This is a genomic window from Olivibacter sp. XZL3, assembly GCF_004368405.1.
GTDB lineage: Bacteria > Bacteroidota > Bacteroidia > Sphingobacteriales > Sphingobacteriaceae > Olivibacter.
The window spans coordinates 189625-213273 of sequence record NZ_SBJH01000067.1; the positions used below are offsets into that span (position 1 = coordinate 189625).

The window sequence follows — 23649 nt, forward strand, 5'->3', positions numbered from 1 at the left end:
ATGACTCTCTTTTATAGAAGTATACGCTTGCCTTCAGCAGCAGATTTTTTTGCAGCCTCTAAGATTTCCACGACAATAAGATTATTACTTAAAGACGACAAATCGTCGTCGGATTGAAGCTTGCCATTTAAAATCGCTTGTAAATAGGCCAAGTGATTTTCGTAGTAATTATCAGGAAGCTGAATTTTGGATGGTTTTTGATGTGCTGGATATTTCAGCAAAGTGGTATCATCTACCGCATGCCATTGGCCTTCTGCTCCGAACACTTGCAAATCTTTTACACTGTATGGCCAAGACCAAGAAGCTTGAATCACGCCAGTGCTTCCGTCTTGATACTCTAGAACAATAGTGGCATCGTCCTCCACTTTTGAATAGATATCGGGTTTAAGCTGTTTGGTAATAGCGGTGACAGCCTTTGGTCGTTCACCTTTCTTCAGCCAAGTCATTAAATTAGCTCCATAACAGCCAAAATCCATTAAGGCTCCGCCTCCATTCTTGGCCGGATCCGTTAACCAGCGGAGGAAATCCTCACTACATCCAATTTCCCTAGGTCCCTGATGGCCGTCTTTCACCATCATTTTAGTGATGGTTCCCGTCGCTTTTTCGTCAACTAACCTTTTAAGATGCTGATTACTTTTGTACCAGGTGGTTTCATAATTGGTTAGGAACAACGTGTGATGCTCGTTTGCCAATTCAGCAATACGCTTTGCCTGCTTTTTATTAATGGCCAAAGGCTTCTCAGCCATTACAGGTATTTTCAAAGGCATGCATAATTCTGCCACCTGTACATGTTCGTCTGTCGGATTATATGCTAATACTACAGCTGGCTTTACCCGTTCCAACAAATGGGAAAGATTCTCGAAAATCAAGTGATCAGGTATATGATACCGCGTTTGCATTCGCTGTACCAGCTGCGGATCTGATTCGGCGATCCCTACAATATCCACCTTCTTCTGCTCATATAAGTTTAACAGCAGATGTACATGATCATGACTGAGGCCGGCGATGGCGACTTTTAACATTTCCTGACCGAATGAAATTTTCTGTGTAAGGAGAAGAATGACTAAAGTGGCTTTAAACAATAAACGCATCATATTAGCATGGTTAGACTGCCATACGAAGGTAGCCATTCGTTCCAATATAAAGGCATTGTATCCTAATTATTGCAATTGCTCCGGCCTAACGATATTCCGCACGACCCACTCTTCCTTTCCGTCCAACTCGCTCTGTTCTAAAAATACCGTATAAGGATGCGCTACTCCTCGCTCATCTGGTATAGTGATACTGGCTTTAAATTCAGTTTCATCGGTATCCCTATCCTCTTTTAAAAGTTGACTGATATGTGCGCAGACCCAGTCTTTAATCTCTTTATCTGTGTGCATATTAAAACTATTTGTATCTATAATACAATCTAGAGAAGCCTTTGTTATTTAAATATTAGAAGAAAGCGCTGATCAAGCTAAACCTTTTCCTTATTGTGGTGTTTACATAAAAAAAAGTACAAGCGGTATAGAGACTTTAAGGTTAACCGTTGGCGAATTTATAAGGGAGATGGTTCAAAGTGACAAAAACAGCAGTAAAACGCAGGTTGAGGAGGATTATATTGCTAACAAAGAGAATCCAGGACCCGCGCCAGAAGCATTTGAAAAAACTGATAAAAGTGCAGGCTGGCTTTTATTCTGGGTGCTGACCTTAATAGTTGTCGTCCTAACTGTTGTGTGGCTGCTTACCTAACTGTGATTGTAACATAAAAACCGTACATGTTGGAGCAAAAGATACATAAAAGCAGCTAAAGCAATAAAGAGTCGATAATAGTCGATATAGAACGTACGTTATATTAAAACGTTTTTTACTAAAGTTTAATACCTTTGTTTTTGTTTTTTCGAACATTTAATGCCCGTGAATGAAGGGATATCTATATCAGACGGACAATTGACAATACAGAAAAGGAACACATTTTGTCAAAGGCATTAAAAAAACATACTAATTTGAAAACACTTTTAAGCATATAGCATTTTGAATAAGGTTGGAAGAATTGCACTCAAGACTGTCTTATGGATTATTGGCAGTATTATTGGTTTAGTACTACTCATCTTCATTTTAATTCGTATTCCCGCTGTTCAAAATTTTTTAGTACAACAGGTTGTATCGTATCTAGAGAAAAAGATCGAGACGCCTGTCAAAATTGAACGGGTTTCCCTGGACTTACCTAAATTACTAGTGCTTGAGGGCGTCTATTTTGAAGACCAAAAACAGGATACACTGCTTGCTGGTGATCAATTAAAAGTTGATATCAGCCTACTTAAGCTTCTAAATAACAAGGTAGAAATAAACGAAATAGACTTAAGGGGCATTACCGCTAAAATTGATCGAACGCTGCCCGACAGTAGTTTTAACTTTGATTACATTGTGCGTGCGTTTGTAAGTGAAGAGCAAACGGAGCCTAAACCGGAAGACACGACTTCGGCCATGGAGTTTTCCATTGACCGTATCAACTTAGATCGCATTCGTCTTGTCTATCAAGACGATGTAATCGGTACAAGCGCCGATTTCAATTTAGGGCATTTCGATACAAGGATCAAGACCTTCGATTTAAACAATATGCGCTTTGAGATTCCAAAGATCAACGTAAAAGGAATCAATACTGCTGTCAAACAATGGGCCGTTGCCGACTCGTCAGATGCGCCTTCCACGGATGACCTTGGTGTAGAACAGGCTGTAGGAGAAGAAGCGCCCCTTCCGGATATTCAACTTGGTAGTGTAAACTTCGAGGACATTAAAGCGCAATACATAGACGAAGTGAGCGCGCTAAATGCCAGCATTCTTTTCAATCGCCTTTTGGTTGATTTCAACCGTATCGACTTGAACGGCGAGCGAATAGACATCAAACAAATCGTATTGGACGATAACACGGCAAAAATTGCATTCGGAAAAATACAAAAGCAAGCCTCTAGCCCCTCTACAGCCGACACCATACAAACCGCGCCTATGAATTGGCAGGTAAATATAGGAGACTTGATTGTTGGAAAAAATAGACTGGCTTATTTCGACGCGAATCAACCCCGAATTGCGAAGGGAATGGATTATGGAAACCTCGATGTGACAAACGTGGACCTGAAGATGTCCAATTTTTTCTTTTCGATCGACTCAATAAGCGGCCAGCTGAAGCAGCTCAACTTCAAAGACAGAAGTGGCTTTGCAATCAATAAAGCGGAAGCCGACTTCGTTTATACGGAAAAGGGTGCTACTGCAGAAAACCTGTACATTGAAACGCCTAATACACTTATCAGAAATCACGCGAGCGTAAGTTATCCTTCCTTGGAGCAGATTACCGATCGCCTCGGCGAAATCCAACTGGACATAAATATCCAAAAGAGTAAATTAGGTATGAAAGATGTCGTCCTGCTGGTGCCCAGCCTCGACACCATGGAGATAATGAGCCCCCTCCTTGCACATACCTTCTTTATCCATGGACAAATAAAAGGCCGCGTAGATAATCTTCAAATTCCAAATGTTGAATTTAGCACATTAGACCAAACGCGCCTGCAGGCCAGCGCGTCTGTGAGAGGACTGCCCGATGTAGATAGGCTTTATGCCGACTTAAACCTAAAAAACCTGCAAACCAGTAAAAGGGATCTCGATCGTCTAATAGCAAAAAGTATGCTTCCCGACAGTATTGAATTGCCAAGGGAGCTGCGTTTGAATGGTTTGTTCAAAGGCGGACTCAATCAATTTGCTACTAATATGCATCTTCAATCCACTATTGGAAGTGCCGATTTGCGAGCAAATTATGCCGCACACAGAGATACCAGTTACGATGCAGATATTAATATACGTGACGTGAATGTAGGCCATTTAATGAAGATGGATTCAACCTTGGGCAAAATATCGTTTGCTGCGCAAATCAATGGAAAAGGCCTTGATCCGTCGAAGCTGGTGGCCGATGTGAAAGCAAAGCTGATCAGTGCTGAAGCGATGGGATACACATATACCGATATCAATTTAGGGGCTAAAGCGGATAACGGCGATGTAGAAGCTACTCTTAGCAGCACAGATCCGAACATAAGCATGGAAATGCAGGCATTTGCCGACTTAAAAGAGAAATATCCGAAGTTTAATTTGGATTTGCTGGTGGACAGCATCAATACAAAAAACTTGAAACTCACCAACGATAATATCCGATTCCATGGTAATTTGACCGCCAATTTCGATTCAGCGGATCCGGACTACCTAAATGGACGCCTGGATTTAGCGAAGGCGATTATCGCTTATAATACCGATCGATATGTCTTGGATACCATCAGCGTAATCGCACAATCGGATAGCAGCCAACATCTTGTGCAGTTGCGTTCTGAATTTCTTACCGCACACATGATCGGGTCATACAGCTTAAGTTCGCTCTCATACGCCTTCCAGGATGTGCTTAATGCTTACTATAATCCCAACCCTAGCGTCGATAAAAAAACGGGATTGCCGGATACCGTCCCCGCTTATGATCCAGCCCAAATTGAATTCGGAGCTACCTTCAGAAGATCGCCACTTATTATTCGCGTAATGCCGGAATTGACAGAGATGCAGCCAGTCACCCTAGACGGAAATTTCAACAGCGAAACGAAATCAATTAACATCAAAGGCGTTGCCCCAAAAGCCGTATACGGTGGAACCGAAATACAAAACGTAAGTTTTGATGTCAACACCTTGGACAGTACCCTCTATTATGCCGCATTAATTAATAGCATCAAGCTGTCGAGTATCGAAATAAACAACACCTTGTTAAGCGGTACCATAAAAGACAGCGCTATCGATGCCGGCTTGTGGATCAAAGATAAAAGCGGCAAAGAACAATATCATTTAGGCGCTAACTTAAAAGCGCTTGCCAAAGATTTCGTATTCTCTCTAAAAGAGGGCGGATTAATGTTAAACTATGACCAATGGTCTGTCAACCCGCAAAACTCCATTAGTTTTGGCAAAAGCGGGTTGCTGGCCTCTCATTTTGATTTGAGCCAGAACGGAAAAGAACTGATGATATCCTCCCAAGACTCCGTCCCAAATTCGCCTTTGGCAGTCAACTTTAAAGACTTCCGTATAGAAACCTTCGCGAATATGGTTGAGAGTGCAAATCTCGACTTAGGAGGGGGAATCAACGGCAGTGCCTTAGTCGACCGTCTCGATGGTTATCCGGTCTTTACATCTGATATAACAATCAACGATTTCTATTTCGGCAATGACACCATAGGAGATATTGGCTTGCAAGTCAATAATGCAAAAGAGAACACTTATAATGCAAACATTACCATTCAGGGAGGTGGAAACGATATTCGGTTAAGCGGCGACTATATCACCCCATTGGATGCTGAATCGACGATGGATTTTGACTTGGTAGTCAACAACCTCAAAATGAGTACAATAGAAGCCTTCAGCTTTGGCAATCTCCGTCGTACATCAGGCGGTATTTCCGGAAAGCTGGATATAACGGGCAGCATGGATGCTCCGGCAATTAATGGGGATTTGGTCTTTAACCAAGCGAAAATGAATATCTCTATGTTGAATGCCACGTTCAGCATGGATCAGCAACGGATAAATTTTAATAACCAGGGCTTAAGCTTTAGACAATTCACTTTAACAGACAGTATAGGAAATAAGGCTGTTATCAATGGGAGTGTCAGAACAAGCACCTATACCGACTTTGCGCTCGGCATGGACATTAAAGCGAACGACTTCCAGGTTTTAAATTCGACTGAAGTAGACAATAACCTGTTCTATGGAAAACTCAACATCGACACCGATTTACGTATTCGTGGTGCAGCTGCAAGTCCTACTGTCAATGGGACGTTAAGAGTAAACGAAAACACCGACATGACGCTGACAATGCCGGAAACGGACCCTGGATTGGTAGAACGGGAGGGAATTGTAGAATTCACGAGTCTGGGCGCGCAAGACAGCGCGGAGCTATTAGCTGTTTATGACACCGTTGAGACGAAAAGCAGTGCCATTACCGGAATGGACATATCGCTAAATATCGATGTAGACAAAGATGCGGCATTTACGGTGATCGTTGATCCGGGAACGGGAGATCAGTTATTCGTTAAAGGCCAAGCTTTACTCAATTTCGGCATCAATCCAGGCGGCGACATGACCCTGGCCGGAACCTATGAGATCGAAGAAGGTAATTATGCCCTGTCCTTTAATATGATTAAGCGGAGGTTCGATTTCAAAAAAGGAAGCACAATTACTTGGGGCGGCGATGTAATGGATGCAGACCTCAATATGACGGCTATCTACACCTTACAGGCACAACCCATCGATTTGGTACAAAACCAAGTTGCGGGTACACAAGCGAATTATTACAGGCAACGACTTCCTTTTAATGTTAATCTGCATATTGGCGGAAAAATGCTAAAACCTGAGATATCTTTTGATATTGATTTAGGAACCGGAGGAAATGCGAGCACCGTTTCGCAGGACGTCACGCAAACTGTAGAATCCAAGCTCGCACAGCTGAGAGACAATCCGTCGGAAATGAATAAACAGACCTTTGCACTCATTGTACTAGGCAGGTTTATAGCAGAAAATCCTTTCTCTAGCGCTGGGGGATCTAGCACGGAAACGATGGTTCGGTCGAGTGTTAGTAGCTTGCTGACGAGTCAGCTAAACAAGCTAGCGGGCGATCTCATTGCCGGGGTTGAATTAAATTTCGATCTTCAATCTACGGCGGATGATTATAGTACTGGTCAGGCGCAAACGCGAACCGATTTGAATGTGGGTGTTTCCAAAAGAATGTTGGATAACCGATTAAAAGTTACCGTTGGCTCGAATTTTGAGTTAGAAGGTGCTACCCAGCCGGGGCAAAAAGCGACCAATATTGCAGGTGATATCTCGGTAGAATATCAATTATCAAGAGATGGACGGTATATAGCGCGGGTCTACCGAAAGAACCAATACCAGGTGACGCTTCAAGGTCAATTTATCGAAACCGGACTAGGCTTCATCATCAACATGAATTACGATGAGTTTAGGGAATTGTTTATGAGTGCAAAGCGTCTTCAAAAGCTCAACCACGAAAGAGCAGAAGAGCTGAAGGAGCATTTTGATAAGAATGATGAGGAAGAAAAGAGTAATCAGGACAGCATAAAACGTCGTCAAGACAATCAAACTAACAACGAAGTTGAGGATAACGAATTACCTCAGGACAAAAAGCAACGTCCGACTGAGACAGATTATCCTGAAAATTTGAACAAAGCCTATCGGAATGATGAAGAATTCACAGAGCAAAAACAAGAACAAAGCAGCGATGAGTGGTAGAATTTATATATACATAGCTATTTTAATACTTTTTGCTTCCTGTAGTAATGTTAAATACCTGAAGGAAGGTGAGAACCTTTATGTAAAAGGTGAGGTAGAGCTAAATAACGATTCAATTCCCGATCGGTTTAGAGGCCCGTTAACTGAACAGCTGGAAGGGGTACTCAGGCCCCGCCCCAATAAGTCCATTTTAGGCATGCGTCCAAAGCTCTATTTTTACAACATCGCTGGTGAACCTACGAAAAACAAAGGTTTTAAACATTGGCTCAAAACGAAGGTGGGTGAACCACCGGTGTTATTGCAGGATGTCAATGTTGCCTATAACGAAAATCTTGTCAGAAACAGACTTGAGAACATCGGCTTCTTTAATGCTTACGTGACTGCAGACACCTCTATCGAAAACAGAAAGGCAACGCTAAACTACGTAGCCACAACCAATCAGATTTATCGCATTAATAAGGTTACCTATGAGGCCGATACAAACACGCAGATAGGAAAGGTATTAAAACAGGCCCAAAAAGAATCCTTACTTCAGCCTGGCCGACCTTATAACCTGGACCGAATCATAGCTGAACGGGAGCGGATAGACAATGTCCTTAAAGAAAAGGGATATTATTTCTTCAGTCCTGACCACATTTTGGTACAAGTGGATAGCATGATCGGCGACCACATGGTTGACATGAACGTCAAACTGAAGAAGGAGACGCCGGAAAACGCCAAGCAACCGTATACTATCAATAACGTTTTTATATATCCCGAATATTCACTAACGCAGGGTAATTATGAAATTGCGACACCGGAAGAATCCGAAGAGTATAAAGGGTACTATTTTATAGACCCAAACCGCACTTTCCGCAAGTTTGCCCTTGCCCGCACGATGTCCTTTCACAAAGGCGATCTTTACAATCGGGATCAACAGAACCAAACAATCAGTCAGCTTGTTGGTATGGGAACTTTTCGATTCGTAAAGAACAATTTCATTCCCGTTGACCGCGGAACGACCAATAAACTGGACGTTCATTATTATTTAACGCCTCAACAAAAGAAAGCAGTACGGGTCGAATTATTGGGTAAAACGGCAGCAGTATATAACGGCTCGGAAGTCAATGTAAGCTGGAGCCACCGGAATGCTTTTAAAGGGGCTGAGCTATTGCGTCTGACTGCATACGGAGGTTACGAAGTACAATCTGGTGGAGGCGTCAATATAAATTCGAATTTCTATCGGTATGGATTAGAGGCCGCACTTACTTGGCCGCGTATCATTGCACCCTTCGGTTGGGAACCGACCCGCCGATTTGTACCTCATACAACGACCTTAGTGGGATATGAGTTCCTGAATAGACGACAGGCATACCGTTTGAATTCCTTACGATTTGCTTGGGGATACAATTGGCAGGAATCGGCTAAAAAAACGCACCAACTAAACATTTTGGATATAGCATATGTACAACCCGTTAACGTTACAAGTTTTTATGATAGCTTAGCAACCGAGTTTCCCTATTTACAACGGGCCATCGATAGGCAGTTTACGTTTGGTCCGAATTATAAATTCACCTACACGAACACAATGGAAACCGATAGGACGCACACTTCCTATTTTTCGGGGGGATTGGACTTATCCGCAAATACGGTCGGCTTAATTTTGGGATCAAATGTACGTAAAGGCAGGCAAGATAGTATTTTCAATGCGGCCTTCTCCCAATATATTAAGACGGAGCTCGAATACCGCCACTACATGAAGCTAGGCCAAAACAAGCAACTCGCCGCGCGTGCATTATTCGGTTATGGCTATTCATATGGGAATTCGACGCGATTACCCTACGCTAAACAGTTCTTTGCTGGTGGCCCCAACAGCTTGCGTGCCTTTCGGGCCAGAGCTATCGGACCGGGATCTTATAATCCGGAACGCTTCGGAAATGATAACTTCGTTCCGGACATGACGGGTGACATCCGTATGGAATTTAACTTAGAATATCGAGCGAAAATTGTCAGTATCCTAGATTGGGCAGCATTCGTTGACGTCGGAAATATTTGGCTTCAAAATGCGGACACTGTATTTCAGGGGGGTAAGTTCTCTAAGGATTTTTATAAAGAATTTGCGGTAGGTGGAGGATTAGGCCTACGCTTTGATCTGACTTTCTTAATTCTAAGAACCGATCTGGCCATTCCTTTTCGCATCCCTTACCTACCCGACGGCCAACGTTGGGTATTGAATAAAATCAATTTCCGAGACCCCGATTGGCGCCGTGACAATTTAGTCTTCAATTTGGCAATAGGTTATCCTTTTTAGTTATATGTGATAAGTTTTTGGTTTTAAGTATTTGAGTAAGCAGCGGCAGCAGCGCAGGCTCCTGCTTACTTAAAACTTATCACCGACTTAACTTATTGGTCTATCGTGATAACTAAAAGCCGTCGACCACGTAACTGACAACTCGACTTGCCATTGCCGATCCTTTTTGTTATTTTACCGACGTGCGGAACTGAGGTAAAAACAATAGTTTAAAGCATTATTTAATCCATAAAGTTATGAAAATAACCATCATTGGCGCCGGTGCTGTTGGCGCAACCGCTGCAGACAACATCACTAGAAAGGAACTTGCGGAAGAAGTGATACTCCTTGACATAAAAGACGGAGTGGCCGAAGGCAAGGCCCAAGACATTAGTCAGACTGCGGCCCTTTTGGGATTCGACACAAAGATTACTGGAGTGACGAATGATTATGAAAAAACCGCAGGATCAACTGTCGCTGTTATCACTTCAGGTATACCACGTAAGCCGGGTATGACTCGTGAGGAACTAATCGGGACCAATGCAGATATTGTCAAAACGGTTGCCGAAAACTTATTAAAATATTCGCCAGAGGTCATTATTCTAGTTGTTTCTAATCCGATGGACACCATGACCTATCTCACACTCAAAGCTACGGGCTTACCAAAAAATAGGGTAATTGGCATGGGAGGCGCTTTAGATTCTGCCCGATTTAAATATCAGATCAGTCAACAAACCGGCGCATCGCCTTCGGACTTAAACGCAATTGTCATCGGTGGACATGGAGACACCACAATGATCCCACTCGTAAAGCACGCCACCTGGAATAGTATACCTGTTACCCAGTTTCTATCAAAGGAACAGCAAGAGCAAATTGTAAGTGACACCATGGTTGGTGGAGCTACCTTAACCAAGCTCATTGGTACTTCCGCTTGGTACGCACCCGGAGCTGCTATCGCTTCGATGGTGGAAAGTATCATAAGAGATCAGAAAAAGCTGTTTACTGCATCGGTATATTTGGATGGCGACTATGAGGAGCGTGATATCACCCTCGGTGTTCCGGTTATCATCGGCAAAAACGGCGCTGAAAAAATAATAACACTCCAGTTGGACGAAGAAGAAAAAGCTAAATTCAAACAAAGCGCCGAGGCTGTAAGGAGTATGAACAATGTACTTTCAGAAAGTAAGATCATCTAAAATTAATATCTTAATGATTAAAATACCACTAGCATTATTAAATCTGCAAGACGATGGCTTCCACTTATTAGTGGAAGTTGTTGTTTTCGGACAAAATTTTAAAGCCGTATTAGACACTGGGGCTTCAAAAACCGTATTTGATAAAACTATCGTAGAACGCCATATCGGCACTCAACGGCTCAAAAGCAGTGATCGGGTCTCAACAGGACTGGGTACAACCAGTATGGAGAGCTTTACCTGGCAGCTTCCAGACATTCAAATAGGCGCTTTTCATTTGAAAAATTTCGAAGTCGCCGTGCTGGATCTGTCATCTATTAATTTTGCTTACGAAAACCTCTCTGTTGATCCGGTGATCGGCGTAATCGGAGGCGACATATTGACGCAATATCGAGGTGTCATAGATTACGGCAAAATGACGCTAACGCTCAAAAAAACAAAGAAAAGTCCATAAAAAAAAGGCACGCTTCGCAGCGAGCCTTTCCCAATTTTAACCAAACCTAATTTACATGAATCAATTACTATTTAACTCTGATACAAATCTACAGCACCTGCATTAACACTATTTTAAAAAAGCATTACGCCTTTGTGAAAAAAACGAGCTCGTTAAAAGAATATCTTCCATCATATGATGAATTCATAACAATTGATTAATGTTGTCATTAATTTAAACACCTAGCTTTATAGATATACCGAATATAGGCTATGTCAAAAATTAAAGTAGCGTTCTTCGCTGAAATCTTACATGAGGATAAAGACGGTGCATCCAGAACCATGTTTCAGCTAATTAAAAGAATCCCAACGGATCGCTTCGAGTTTATATTCATTTACGGTGATGGTCCTAACCGACTATTACACTTTGAATCCGTAAAAGTTCCAACCATCAAAATTCCTTCAAACCGGAATTACTCTCTGTCGATTCCTTCTTTCGTTAAACGGCGGTTAACACGCCGGCTTGATGATTTTACTCCTGATATCATACATATCGCTACACCGTCACTCCTGGGGCATTTCGCGGCCGCTTATGCGGGCAAACGGCATATTCCAGTCATTACGATTTACCATACGCACTTTATCTCCTATATCGACTACTATTTAAAGCATATACCTTTTCTTATAGGTCCAGCGAAAAAATTCGTTTCGCTTACAAAAAAACTGTTTTATAATCAGTGCGACTATATTTATGTTCCGACAAGAAGCATCAAACAGGAGCTGATCGGTCACGGCGTTCACGCATCTAGGATGCAAATATGGGAAAGGGGAATTGATAGTAATTTATTTAATCCACAAAAACAGGATCTGACAAAACTCCAAAAAATAACCGGAAACGAGCTTCCTACCTTACTATTCGTCAGCCGTTTAGTATGGGAGAAAAACTTAGAAATGCTTTTTTGTATATTTCGTTTAATTAAGCAGCGGAGAATTAAGTGCAACTTTTTGGTTGTGGGCGACGGTTCAGCTCGAAAAGCGTGCGAACATCAGATGATGGGAGCTATTTTCTTAGGACATGTTGACCATGAAGAATTAGCTACGCTTTATGCCTCCAGCACCATATTTATATTTCCTTCTGTTAGTGAAGCGTATGGTAATGTGATATTGGAAGCGCAGGCTTCGGGTTTACCATGCATTATTGCGAACGGTGGAGGATCCAGAGATTTAATAGAGAACGGTGTGACCGGTTTTACCTGTGATCCTAATAACGGGGATGAGTTTGTTGACCGCATAGAAATACTGCTGAATACACAAACTGTTTATCAAGCGTTTAAAGAACTTGGATTGAAGGAAAGTGCAAAACGTGACTGGAATAGCTTAGCGGCCATTTACTTCCATGACATAGAACAATTGGGAAAAATCCCAAATATTTACAAACTAACGTCTTGACGCCGAATGCTGCGAGTTCTTAAGGTCATATTATTTTTGTCTGTCGGGATATCATTAGCACTTTACGCGCGCCACTTTGACAGTGAACAATTATTTCAATCCGTCAAGCTAGTCGGCTGGAATTTCTGCTGGATCTTAGTACTTACATCGCTAGCATATTTATTCGGCACGATTGCTTGGGCTTATTGCCTGGGTCAACAGCGAAAGCAAATTACCATTTACCGATTATTCTGGGTCAGACTGATTGGCGAAACGGTGAGCCTGTTTAACCCCGGCAGCATTATAGGCGGCGATTTCCTGAAAATCGAACTATTAAAACCTTACAGAATCGAAAGAACGGTTGTTATTAAATCGGTGGTGGTCTCTCGCTTTCTAATGATAGTCTCCCAGCTTCTTTTATCGGCCCTGGCTCTCCCCTTTCTCCTATACCGCGGTGACGAAGATTCGGGTGAGCCGACAAGGCTACTCTATACCTACCTGACCGTAGCCTTATCTCTCGCTGGATTATTGCTTGTCTTCTTCTTTTGTTTGATCAAACCCGGCTGGGCAAAATATTCTACATTCTCTAATAAATACCTTGATCCCTTCCATTTAACGTTAAACAACACAATATATGAAACAAGGAAGTATTATCGCCTTGAAAAAAAGGCGTTATTGTTATCCTTTTTGTTCTTTATTCTTCACTGGCTAACCGGCTCATTGGAGTTTTTACTCATTCTTCAGTTTTTAAATATCGACGTCCATGTTGCCGAAAGTTTAGCAATGGATATGGGCGTCATCTTTTTTAAGTCGGCAGGCGCTATTATTCCGGGCCAAATAGGCGTTGAAGAATATGGCAACCAATTTATGCTAAGACTTGTGGGTATCACCGGCAGCATATGGCTTAGCGTATCTGTCCTGCGAAGGGTTCGTCAATTCATCTGGTTATTTTTAGGCGGTATAAGTTATTTAGTTTATCACAAGGGAAGCGCCAATTTTCAAGCACTATAATCACTTATGGAGGTTCTTTTCGTCAGTCACAAGCATCCTCCCGCCACAGGCGGTATGGAAAAACATAGTTTTGAACTCATAGTGGGTATGAAAAGGTTATGCATCGCACACGATTTAATTTATAAAGGAATAGGGAGCAGACTCCACTTTTTTCTAACGCTTGGACGCAACATTAGACGCTACCTTAACGAATATCCAACCATTCGAATTATCCACTTTAACGACGCGTTGATTGCATCTTATTATCTGTTGTGTTGTAGGTTTAATAGATGCGTTAAGCATACGGTTACAATCCATGGCTTGGATGTGGTTTTTCCGAGCTATTTATATAAAAAATTTGTTCTTCCCAGGATGAACCGTTTTGATCTTATATTGGCGGTGAGTAAAGCCACCGCCAGTATAGCACGTGCCGTCGGCATTCAGGATGAAAAGTTACGGGTGATTCCGAACGGGGTAGACGAGAAAATCCTTACATATAAATTCTCGCTGAGTTTTTATGACGATTTTCAGTCGAGATACCACCTTGATATACGGGGAAAACAATTGCTGGTAGCCATGGGCAGACCCGTTAAAAGGAAAGGTTTTTCTTGGTTTATAGAGCATGTTATACCGCATTTGCAGCACGATTATCTCCTGTTGTTTATCGGGCCATTTCACTGGAAACCTACAAAACAGGAGCGCTTTTTGAGGTTACTACCTCCCTTTATCCGAAACAGGATCGGCTTGTTTCTCGGAGCTCCCACAGACGAGCCGAAGCTGCGTCAATTGTTAAACAAAGTAGAAATACGGAAAAGAGTGAAGCACTTGGGTAGACTCCCCTTTGACGAGATCTTAAACATATTACATCATTCCAACTTATTTATTATGCCAAATATTGAGGTAAAAGGCGACATGGAAGGTTTTGGACTGGTTTGTTTGGAAGCGGCATTATGCGGAACGACGGTATTTGCTGCCCGCACCGGAGGCATTCCTGATGCCATTAAAAACAATAAAAACGGTATTCTGTTAAAAAGCGGGCACGCAGAAGAGTGGATTCAAAAACTAAACGAATTCATGGGACAGCCTTTGTCAGAAGAAAAAATAGCGGCATCCGTCAATTATACAAAAAGGAACTATGGTTGGAAAAAAATGGCCAAAGCATACTATAAAGAATTTTTAAAGTTGCATAATTAAGTCCTCACTGTAATTGTCTCCAACCGAACGACAAACTAACAGGACAGTGGTCGGACAGTGGGATACCGTCCTTGGTGTTAAACTTCTCGTTTTCCAAGCGGTACGCCTTGGGGGTAAGTAGCAATTCCGCACTACTTCGGTAAAGTATTTTGTCAATAGACTCGCAGTCATCATTCAGCTTTAGAATGTCTTCCTTTACAAATTCTCTAAAAGTTGGAAAACAATCGTTCCCTTTCAGGTATATCCAAGCATCTTTCAATTGATTCTGCGAAAGCAGATCGCGAATATTGTCGTGTTCATAGCAAAAATGAGCGTTTAAATCGCCCATCACAATAACGGCTCGATCGCCGGAGTGTTCTTTAATATAATTTGACAATTGAATCATATTCTTTCGTCGGGCTGCTGCAGCAGCAGGATCGTCTGCAGCATTGGCATGCACATTATAAAAATCGATATACACCCCTTTACCTACTTCTATCTTACTGAAAGTAAAACCTTTTGGCGTTAAGCAATCGGCGCCTGTACAATTATTCCAAGGGATCCTTCGTATTTCTGTTATACGATATTTCGAAAGTGTATTAAGACCGTCTCCGAAAGGGACCGCCCCTTTAGTTTTCGTTTTGAAAGGATGCTCATTTCCGCCGTAATATAAGTAGCTGTTGTAGTTAAAATCCTCCTGAACGTGAACAATATCGTAATCATTTAGACGCCGACCAATTTCGGCAATGCTGGAAGAGCGTTCGGTAACCGCACTGGAGATGATCTGAGGTAACCCTGCTATGTTATAGGTAATTACCGAGAACTCACCTTCATAGTTAGCTGGCAACTCCCAATCGACATGAGACGCCACACTGATTAATGCGCTGCTCTGCATTGGTACGCGGCAGATCTGGAAATACCGCTTTACCGCTAAAAACAAAAGACAGGTTATAAAAAAGAGGTTCATCCATTTGCTGCTTAGTTTACCACGGAGAATAAGATCCATAAAAATAAGCTTTCTTTCTATAAAATTAGAATGGGACGGTAAACAGAAAGTCGTGTAATTGTTAAAGGATTGTTATTTTTTCGCGATTAACAACAGCGCTAATAGTTGCGACGTTACATAGCAAGGCAATAATAAAAAAAGCCATTGCAACGCATGCAATGGCCTTTATATTGTTAGTTTAAGGCACTTTGACCTTAAAAATTCCGTTCAATCTATTTCAGCTCTTTGACGAACGTTCTAAAGTTCTCGGCGCTGACAGCTATATCAGCAGAGTTGGCTAACCAATTATACTCATACTCGGCGGAAAGCATGCCTTTGAACTTCTGCTTTTTCAGCTCTTGCATGACGCCCTTTATGTTTCCTACGCCAGTGCCCCAATGTACATCATGGGCATCTCTTGATTTTTCATTTAAATCCTTAAAGTGCAAGTGATTAATATGCCCTTTGTACTTCTGTAGACATTCGATAGGATCCAAGCCCGAACGTACCCAGTGACCGATATCTGCGCATGCACCCACATATTTGCTATTTGCTAGCTGAATGGCGTTTAACACGATCTCTGGACTCCAGTAATGAGTTGGGTTAGGATGATTGTGAATAGATACTTTTATTTTAAACTCGTTAGCCAATTTGCCGATTAAAGGCAGGTCCTCTTGTTTTGGCTCCGTATTGATGTTTTTAATGCCCATTGCCTTGGCAAATTCGAAAAGCTGACGCCATTCTTCAGCTGAATTGGCGTTTACTACACCGAAAGCCACTAATGTGAGCCCTTTATCCTTCAACAACTGTAGCACCTCCGCCCTTTTGTCCGGACTCATGGTGAAGTCCATCTTACCTTCTATACCGCCGCCAATAGTCTGTCCCGGATAGGCCTCAACATACTTCAATTTACAACTGTCAATTTTCGCAAGCGCCTCTGCGAAGGTAAATCGATTAAAACTATAGGCTTGCGCCCCTAGTTTCCATCCTAATTTCTCTTCCGGCCGATCCTGTGCCTTTAATCCACTGGCTGTAAAAACGATGGCCATTAAAGCCATCAAGCCTCTGCGTACATGTTTTTTATAGTTCATCTTGATTTTATTTGGTTTGTGAGTTTATCTTATCTATGACTATCGTAAGCAAAGCTTCGAACTTGCGCCTTCAGCTCCCGCAATTCATCCGACGATAACTGCGGTCTATTTTTCAAAATATTCAAGCCCTCGTCTAGCTGCTCTTCCGTGCGAAAGCCAGTTACTGCCGTTGCTATTGCGGGATTTTCAAGCACATAGGCCAAGGCTACCGTAGCATTGCGCACTCCGCGTTTGATCGCTATTCTTTGAACGGCTTTCGCAGCCTTGGCCACTTCGCTCGAAGTGAATTGCAAGTAATCCCCTTCTTTCTTTCCGAGTAATCTACCTTGCGCTAAGGCACCTCTACTGATTACACTGATATCATGATCGGCCAACAAGTTCAACACCGCCTCTTCCGGGCGATGATCTAACAGACTGTATTGCATCATAACCGATACGATGTTAGACCGCTTTACGTATTCGCGAATAACGTTTGGCCGAATAGAAGATATTCCATACCACCTGATTTTCCCTTGTTGCTTCAACAGCTCGAAGGCTTCTACTGTCTCGTCTATCGGGTCGTCTATGGTACCACCGTGCAGTTGATACAAATCGATATAATCGGTCTGCAATCGACGGAGGCTTTGTTCCACCGCCTTTAGAATGTATTCTTTCGTAGGATTCCAGTCCCAGGAACTTCCGTCAGACCGCCATTGATTTCCCACTTTTGTAGCGATAACGACCTCTTTCCGTATCGATTTTAGTGCCTCGCCAACATAGGTTTCGTTCAAACCCTTGTCATATAGATCGGCCGTATCGAAAAAGTTGATGCCATTATCAAAAGCTTTGCGTAGCAAGTGGCTTGCATGCGATTGGTTTTCTCCTAAAGACATACAGCCAAAGCTTATTTCACTGACCAGTAAATCGGATTTGCCCAGTACATTCATAGGTTGTTAGCCTCCTATTTTAAGTAGCTCAACATCGAATATCAAAACACTGAATGGAGGAATATCGTTTCCGGCCCCGCGTTCACCATACCCCAACTGATAGGGTATATAAAAACGATAATGTGATCCGACAGGCATTAGTTGCAGCCCTTCTTGCCATCCCTGAATAACACGATTTAATTGGAAAGAGATAGGTTCTCCGCGATCATACGAGCTATCAAATACTTTTCCGCTTAAGAGCGCTCCTTTATAATTTACGGTTACCGAATCCGTTTCGGAAGGTTTCGGCCCGTCCGCATTCCTAACAACTTCATATTGTAAGCCACTAGCAGTCGTATGCACACCCGGCTTTGCTTTATTTTGTAGTAAAAAGGAATCACCGGCTGCTGTCTGCTCTTTTTTCAGGTCCTCTGCTGCTGCAGTTAACACTTCACTAATGGCTTGATACTCCTCCTCTTCCTTTATACGGAGCGGATTCGCTGAAAAATAGTCGTCAATTGCCTGCGCGACTAATTTGCCGTTTAGATTCTTTAATCCTCTCTTCTTCAAATCTCTGGCCATGCTTAAGCCAAATGCATAAGAGGCGGAGTCGATTTTGCTTTCGAACATAGGGGTTGTTTTATTTTGCTTGGATATTACTTTCTCTTTCGTTTTTTGCTGTGCGAATGCAGGTAATGTGGATATCGCTACTAGACCTATAATAGTTAATGCTTTGATCATGATAAGCAAACATAAAAAAATTATTTGAATCGGCAACCGGTCTTCGGCTATCAGAAATCAGCCGTCAGCTGCACAAGCTTTACTTCAGTTATTTGCGACGGTGTCCGTGTTACAACTACTCACCTAGGTCGCAGCCATTCGCTATACCATTTCCCGCTTTCTTTTACGATACGTTTTTGTGTCTCAAAGTCGACATATACCAAGCCGAATCTTGGATAATACCCTTCCGCCCATTCGAAGTTGTCGGTAAAGGTCCATACGAAATATCCGCGTACGTCGACACCTTCTTCTTTCGCACGCAATACCTGCTGAATATGGTCTTGAAGATACTTCTTACGCTCTAAATCGTAAACTTGGTTGTCGCTTAACTCATCCGTAAACGCCGCTCCATTTTCGGTAATAATGATAGGTGGCATGTTAGGGTAGCTTTGAAATCTTTTAAGCGCTTGGTATATGGAAGGAGGATAGATCTCCCAATCCATGGCTGTTGTATGCTTTACCCCTCGTTTGCGTGGTTCAACGATATTGGCCCATACGTATGGCATCAGCATGGAAAATTGGATCACCTCGCGCGTATAAGTCTGCAGCCCGATAAAGTCGAAATCAAAACGCATGTTCGCCTCATCGCCGGGAAGTATATATTTTCTAAGGTTCTTAAGTGCTTTAACGGCATCTACGGGATAGCCCATACCTAAGATGGGTTCCAAAAACAAGCGATTCATGACAGCATCTGCCCTTTTAAGTGCCTGTATATGTATGGTTTTAAGTGCTATTGGTTCTAACACTGAATGCGAAAAGGTGGTGCCTACCACAGCTGTTGGATAGCGTTCCTTAATGACCTTGGCCCCTCGAACCATGCTTAAGGTAGCATGATGTACAGCTGGCAAAAAATAGCGCAAGCCCCACCGCCCCGGAGCATGCTTTCCAAAGAAATAACCTGCACCGACAAATGCCACCGGTTCGTTCATAACCATCCAGCGTTTTACACGATCACCGAAAGAATCAACACAGATACGGACATACTCCTCAAACCAGTCGACTATTGCACGGTTCGTCCAGCCTCCTCTGTCCTCTAAGGCCTGTGGCAGATCCCAGTGGTACAGTGTTACCCAAGGTGTTATTCCTTGCTCGATACAGGTGTTAATAACGCCGTTATAAAAATCTATTCCATCCTGATTCACCTCCCCTATTCCAACAGGCAAAATACGCGCCCAAGCGATAGAAAAGCGAAAATGTGGAATATTCAACTGTTTCATCAATAGGATATCCTCGACATAGCGATTATAAAAGTCGCACGCCACTTTAGCATGATGCCCGTTGCGAATCCTCCCTTTCTTTTGACTAAAAACATCCCAGATCGAAAGTCCTTTGCCGCCCATATTATGTCCTCCCTCAATCTGGTAAGCGGCCGTAGACACGCCCCATATGAAATCCTCACCAAACAAATCGCGCTTCATATACTAAGATGGATGCTTAAAATTTTATCTACAATATCTTGGGTATTGTCGGGGTAAGCCACCTTTACCCGCTCGTCCGCCTCTATCCAATTACGAATGCTCTCGTCATTTTTCGATTTTAAATTTTTGATAACGGGTACGCCCATTTGCTTCAGTGCTGCCGCATTCAAATGCTGCTCGTATTGATTTTTCATCGGAATGACCATCAGCTTTTTACCCAAAAAGAGGGCTTCGGCCGGTGTTTCGAAGCCCGCACCACATAAAATACCGTGGCAGGAGGCCATACTTTGCACGAACTTTTGGTTGTTAATAGGTTGAACATTTACATTCTTTATTGAAAACGGCACGCGATTATGTTTTGAAAAAACATCCCATTGAACGTGGTCGAATCGCAACAGGCTTTTCAATAAACGAGCGTCGTCGTACGCTGGCAAATATACCGTGTAATGCCCTTTATCACTAATCTCTTGCTCTCTAATTTGTTTTCTAATCACCGGCGTAAATATGGAAGGACTGTAAGGCTGAAAATGGAAGCCATAACTTACATCAACGGGTGCATAATGCTTTAAAATCAGCTTACCCATCATGTCTACTTCCTCTGGTTTCGGCGATTTTGGATCTAGAACAGCTGATTGATGACTCATTCCCACACAGGGATGCTCTCGTAAATAGCAGGCCCAAGCCGTGACCGGTTCAAAATCGTTTATCACCAGGTCGTAATCTTCTACAGGCGTTTCATTCACTTCCTTTACAATATCGCGAACCTTATTACTCATAAAAGTCCGCCAAAGATCCACCCCCCCCGCTTTTCCAAATATAAAGCTAAGCCCATGCTTACGGTATTTGACGTCAAAAGGTAATTCCAAATCAGCCTGAATACCGCTTACGAGAATGTCTACATCTGCTCTCTTTTTCAAACAGGGGATAACATCCATCGCTCTACTCAAATGTCCATTACCCGTCCCTTGAACCGCATACAATATCTTCATTTGATAATGATAACTACTCTACTTAATATTTTGGTTAGGTTAAAGTTAATTATTTGTGAACAAAAATCGGTTTCTTTAGGGGACATAGGCATCAGGCCTCAAGTATCAGGATGCCTTGCCTGAACGGCTTATCGTTTAAAGCTTACAAGGCACTGCACATAGCTTAAGTCCTACGCCGTAATACCTCAAAACTAGTAAGGTATTCCTAATTTCTTAAAAATAAAATGCCACAACCAGATGGGCGCAATCAGAAGAAATTTGACATCAATTAAAAACGATGCTTTTTTACCTTCAACCTTGTGTCCGACAAATTGTGCAATCCAAGCTATGATAAAAATGATTAGGCATACCAACCAGGGTGCTGGGCCACCGGCTTTTTCCCAATATTCCAATTGTACAATGATATAGCTAAAAACACCAAAGCTAAAAAGCATAGCGTAAGATAAGGCAGGCGCCAAACGCAGGTAATAGTAAACCACAAGTGCCATTGCGATGGTAAACCAGTTGATAAAACCGTTATATCTGCCCAGAAAATTGAGTTCAGGAAAAGGAATGAACCAAACCAATCCAGAAATACTAAAGGCAATTAGCGGAACGCATATCCAATGAATCAACTTATTTACCCGGTGCTGGTGATGTTCCGCATATTGCTCGAAATAAAGATCTATCGGGCGCTTTGTAACTTGGGCTTGCTTCGTCGATTTAACCTGTACTGACATAAAATTCTTGTTTGATACTGAAGCGAAATATATTCCTTCCGAGAAAACATATGAAGCCGAGCGATCAGTATGCCTGCCGGCGGTATGGGCAGTTAAACTATTGATGATCGCTCGACTCAGGCCGAATAGGTGATGCTTTCCCCGCAACCGCGGTATTGCGACCTACCTATTTCGCAAAGGAAACTGATCGAGTTTCCCGGATAACAGTAACCTTAATCTGTCCTGGATAAGTCATTTCAGTTTGTATGCGGTTTGATATATCTGCCGCCAATATTTCAGCCTGTGCGTCCGTCACCTTTTCACTTTCCACCACAACCCGTAACTCTCTACCCGCTTGAATTGCAAAGGTTTTCTCCACACCTGGATACGAAAGGGCCAGTTCTTCGAGCTCTTTAAGACGTTTGATATAACTTTCTACCACCTCTCTTCTAGCGCCGGGGCGGGCACCGGAAATAGCATCACAAGCCTGAACAATCGGAGATATGAGCGATGTCATTTCAATTTCATCGTGGTGAGCACCAATGGCATTACATACTTCCGGATGTTCTTTGTATTTCTCGGCAAGCTGCATACCTAAAATAGCATGCGGTAACTCGGGATTATCATCAGGCACCTTACCGATATCATGCAGCAAACCGGCACGTTTTGCAAGCTTTACATTTAAGCCCAACTCTGCGGCCATTGTTGCGCAGAAATTGGCTACTTCGCGCGAGTGTTGCAGTAGATTTTGCCCGTAGGACGATCGGTAGCGCATTCTTCCTACCATGCGGATCAATTCGGGATGTAGACCATGAATACCCAGATCAATGACCGTACGTTCGCCTATTTCGACAATCTCGTCTTCTATTTGTTTCTTCGTTTTAGCCACCACCTCCTCAATACGGGCCGGATGAATACGTCCGTCGGTAACCAGCCGATGTAATGCCAGTCGTGCTATCTCACGTCTAACCGGGTCGAAGCCCGATAAGATAATAGCTTCGGGCGTATCATCTACAATAATTTCAACGCCGGTAGCCGCTTCAAGTGCTCGGATATTCCGCCCTTCACGACCAATAACGCGTCCTTTAATTTCGTCATTCTCTATATTGAATATAGAAACTGTATTTTCTATGGCACTCTCCGTGGCTGTTCTTTGGATAGTTTGGATAACCACCTTCTTTGCTTCTTTGCTGGCTGTAAGTTTAGCTTCATCGACAATATCCTTTATTTGGATCATTGCTTTTGAGCGCGCTTCTTCCCGCAAATTGTTCACCAGCTGCTCTTTTGCTTCTTCCGCTGACAGGCCCGCTATCGTTTCCAGTTGTTTGATGTGTTGCATTTTCAAATGCTCCACTTCGTCTTGTTTTTTGTTATTAAGCTCAATCTGACGTTCCAGGTTCTTTTTGATATTATCCAGTTCCTGCTTCTCGCGATTAACCTGCTCTAATTTGGAATTAAGTGATTGTTCTTTCTGGCGGAGCGAGTTCTCCTTTTGGTTAATCGTATTATTTTTTTGGTTAACTTCACGTTCATGTTCGGCTTTTAAGTGTAGAAATTTTTCCTTCGCTTCCAACAAACGATTTTTCTTTAGCATTTCTGCTTCTTGTTCAGCCTCTTTTAGGATACGTTTAACCTTATTCTGCGCTGCAATTTCTTGCTTCTTAAGTAGGCTACGAAGTAAAAAGCGTCCGATTAATACGCCGATAGCCAAACCTAATAACACATAAATTACTATTTCCATGTTGTTTATATATATATTTAGTTGATACTAGAATCGGGAGATAACGTCATCTCCGCTTCTAGAACCCATAATTGCTCCAAACCATCCTCTAGCTCGCATCTCTTCTTTACAAAGAAAGTCCTAAAGGTTTACGCAAAAAAAAACCGCAGTCAAAAATAGGTTTCAATTATTTTAAACTTCTATATACAGGCTTAGCGTACTAACTGTCTCCAGATGGCAAAAGCAAAATGGAGTATGTCTATTTACGCTTCTTTA

At 42.5% G+C, this 23649-nt stretch carries 18 protein-coding genes; 8 read left to right on the forward strand and 10 right to left on the reverse strand.

Translation table 11 applies throughout. From position 1 onward, the window contains the following. Positions 1-11: 11 nt before the first annotated feature. Together EPX21_RS15480 and EPX21_RS15485 are read right to left on the reverse strand one after the other, a co-directional pair. Complete coding sequence (locus tag EPX21_RS15480) at positions 12-1130, reverse strand: Gfo/Idh/MocA family protein (protein ID WP_240768699.1); 1119 nt, start codon at positions 1128-1130, stop codon at positions 12-14. 30 nt (positions 1131-1160) lie between these two features. Then, the gene (locus EPX21_RS15485) at positions 1161-1382 is read right to left on the reverse strand and encodes a hypothetical protein (protein WP_134090601.1); all 222 of its coding nucleotides are present in this window, start codon (positions 1380-1382) and stop codon (positions 1161-1163) included. Between the two features lie 169 nt (positions 1383-1551). Between EPX21_RS15485 and EPX21_RS15490 the strand changes: the two genes are divergently transcribed. From EPX21_RS15490 to EPX21_RS15525, 8 genes are all read left to right on the forward strand, one after another. Next, a complete protein-coding gene (locus tag EPX21_RS15490) occupies positions 1552-1734 on the forward strand; it encodes a hypothetical protein (RefSeq protein WP_134090602.1) in 183 nt (60 codons plus the stop codon). A 282-nt stretch (positions 1735-2016) separates the two neighbouring features. Then, a complete protein-coding gene (locus tag EPX21_RS15495) occupies positions 2017-7302 on the forward strand; it encodes a translocation/assembly module TamB (protein WP_134090603.1) in 5286 nt (1761 codons plus the stop codon). Next, complete coding sequence (locus EPX21_RS15500; RefSeq protein ID WP_134090604.1) at positions 7250-9592, forward strand: BamA/TamA family outer membrane protein; 2343 nt, start codon at positions 7250-7252, stop codon at positions 9590-9592. The genes EPX21_RS15495 and EPX21_RS15500 overlap by 53 nt, the downstream gene beginning before the upstream one ends. A gap of 236 nt (positions 9593-9828) precedes the next feature. Then, complete coding sequence (mdh, locus tag EPX21_RS15505) at positions 9829-10767, forward strand: malate dehydrogenase (RefSeq protein ID WP_134090605.1); 939 nt, start codon at positions 9829-9831, stop codon at positions 10765-10767. A gap of 13 nt (positions 10768-10780) precedes the next feature. Continuing rightward, on the forward strand, positions 10781-11218 hold the full coding sequence (locus EPX21_RS15510; protein WP_134090606.1) for a retropepsin-like aspartic protease: 438 nt from the start codon (positions 10781-10783) through the stop codon (positions 11216-11218). Positions 11219-11469: 251 nt separating this feature from the next. After that, the gene (locus EPX21_RS15515; protein ID WP_134090607.1) at positions 11470-12645 is read left to right on the forward strand and encodes a glycosyltransferase family 1 protein; all 1176 of its coding nucleotides are present in this window, start codon (positions 11470-11472) and stop codon (positions 12643-12645) included. Between the two features lie 6 nt (positions 12646-12651). Then, a complete protein-coding gene (locus EPX21_RS15520) occupies positions 12652-13635 on the forward strand; it encodes a lysylphosphatidylglycerol synthase domain-containing protein (RefSeq protein ID WP_134090608.1) in 984 nt (327 codons plus the stop codon). An 87-nt stretch (positions 13636-13722) separates the two neighbouring features. Then, positions 13723-14808 carry a glycosyltransferase family 4 protein gene (locus tag EPX21_RS15525; protein ID WP_240768701.1) on the forward strand — a complete coding sequence of 362 codons (1086 nt, stop codon included), beginning with the start codon at positions 13723-13725 and terminating at the stop codon, positions 14806-14808. A 4-nt stretch (positions 14809-14812) separates the two neighbouring features. Here EPX21_RS15525 and EPX21_RS15530 read toward each other — a convergent pair whose 3' ends face one another. From EPX21_RS15530 to rny, 8 genes are all read right to left on the reverse strand, one after another. Next, positions 14813-15793 carry an endonuclease/exonuclease/phosphatase family protein gene (locus EPX21_RS15530; RefSeq protein WP_134090610.1) on the reverse strand — a complete coding sequence of 327 codons (981 nt, stop codon included), beginning with the start codon at positions 15791-15793 and terminating at the stop codon, positions 14813-14815. Positions 15794-16005: 212 nt separating this feature from the next. Beyond that, on the reverse strand, positions 16006-16863 hold the full coding sequence (locus EPX21_RS15535) for a sugar phosphate isomerase/epimerase (protein ID WP_134090611.1): 858 nt from the start codon (positions 16861-16863) through the stop codon (positions 16006-16008). Between the two features lie 29 nt (positions 16864-16892). After that, positions 16893-17789: an aldo/keto reductase gene (locus EPX21_RS15540; RefSeq protein ID WP_134090612.1), complete on the reverse strand. Its 897-nt coding sequence runs from the start codon at positions 17787-17789 to the stop codon at positions 16893-16895. Positions 17790-17795: 6 nt separating this feature from the next. Beyond that, positions 17796-18398: an FKBP-type peptidyl-prolyl cis-trans isomerase gene (locus tag EPX21_RS15545; RefSeq protein ID WP_166670784.1), complete on the reverse strand. Its 603-nt coding sequence runs from the start codon at positions 18396-18398 to the stop codon at positions 17796-17798. A gap of 230 nt (positions 18399-18628) precedes the next feature. Continuing rightward, the gene (locus tag EPX21_RS15550) at positions 18629-19966 is read right to left on the reverse strand and encodes a GH1 family beta-glucosidase (RefSeq protein WP_134090614.1); all 1338 of its coding nucleotides are present in this window, start codon (positions 19964-19966) and stop codon (positions 18629-18631) included. Further along, a complete protein-coding gene (locus EPX21_RS15555) occupies positions 19963-20955 on the reverse strand; it encodes a glycosyltransferase family protein (protein ID WP_134090615.1) in 993 nt (330 codons plus the stop codon). The genes EPX21_RS15550 and EPX21_RS15555 overlap by 4 nt, the downstream gene beginning before the upstream one ends. Before the next feature lie 191 nt (positions 20956-21146). Beyond that, positions 21147-21674 carry a DUF962 domain-containing protein gene (locus EPX21_RS15560; RefSeq protein WP_134090616.1) on the reverse strand — a complete coding sequence of 176 codons (528 nt, stop codon included), beginning with the start codon at positions 21672-21674 and terminating at the stop codon, positions 21147-21149. Between the two features lie 166 nt (positions 21675-21840). Beyond that, positions 21841-23394, reverse strand: coding sequence for a ribonuclease Y (gene rny / locus EPX21_RS15565; protein WP_134090617.1), 1554 nt, complete (start codon positions 23392-23394; stop codon positions 21841-21843). Between the last annotated feature and the right edge of the window lie 255 nt (positions 23395-23649).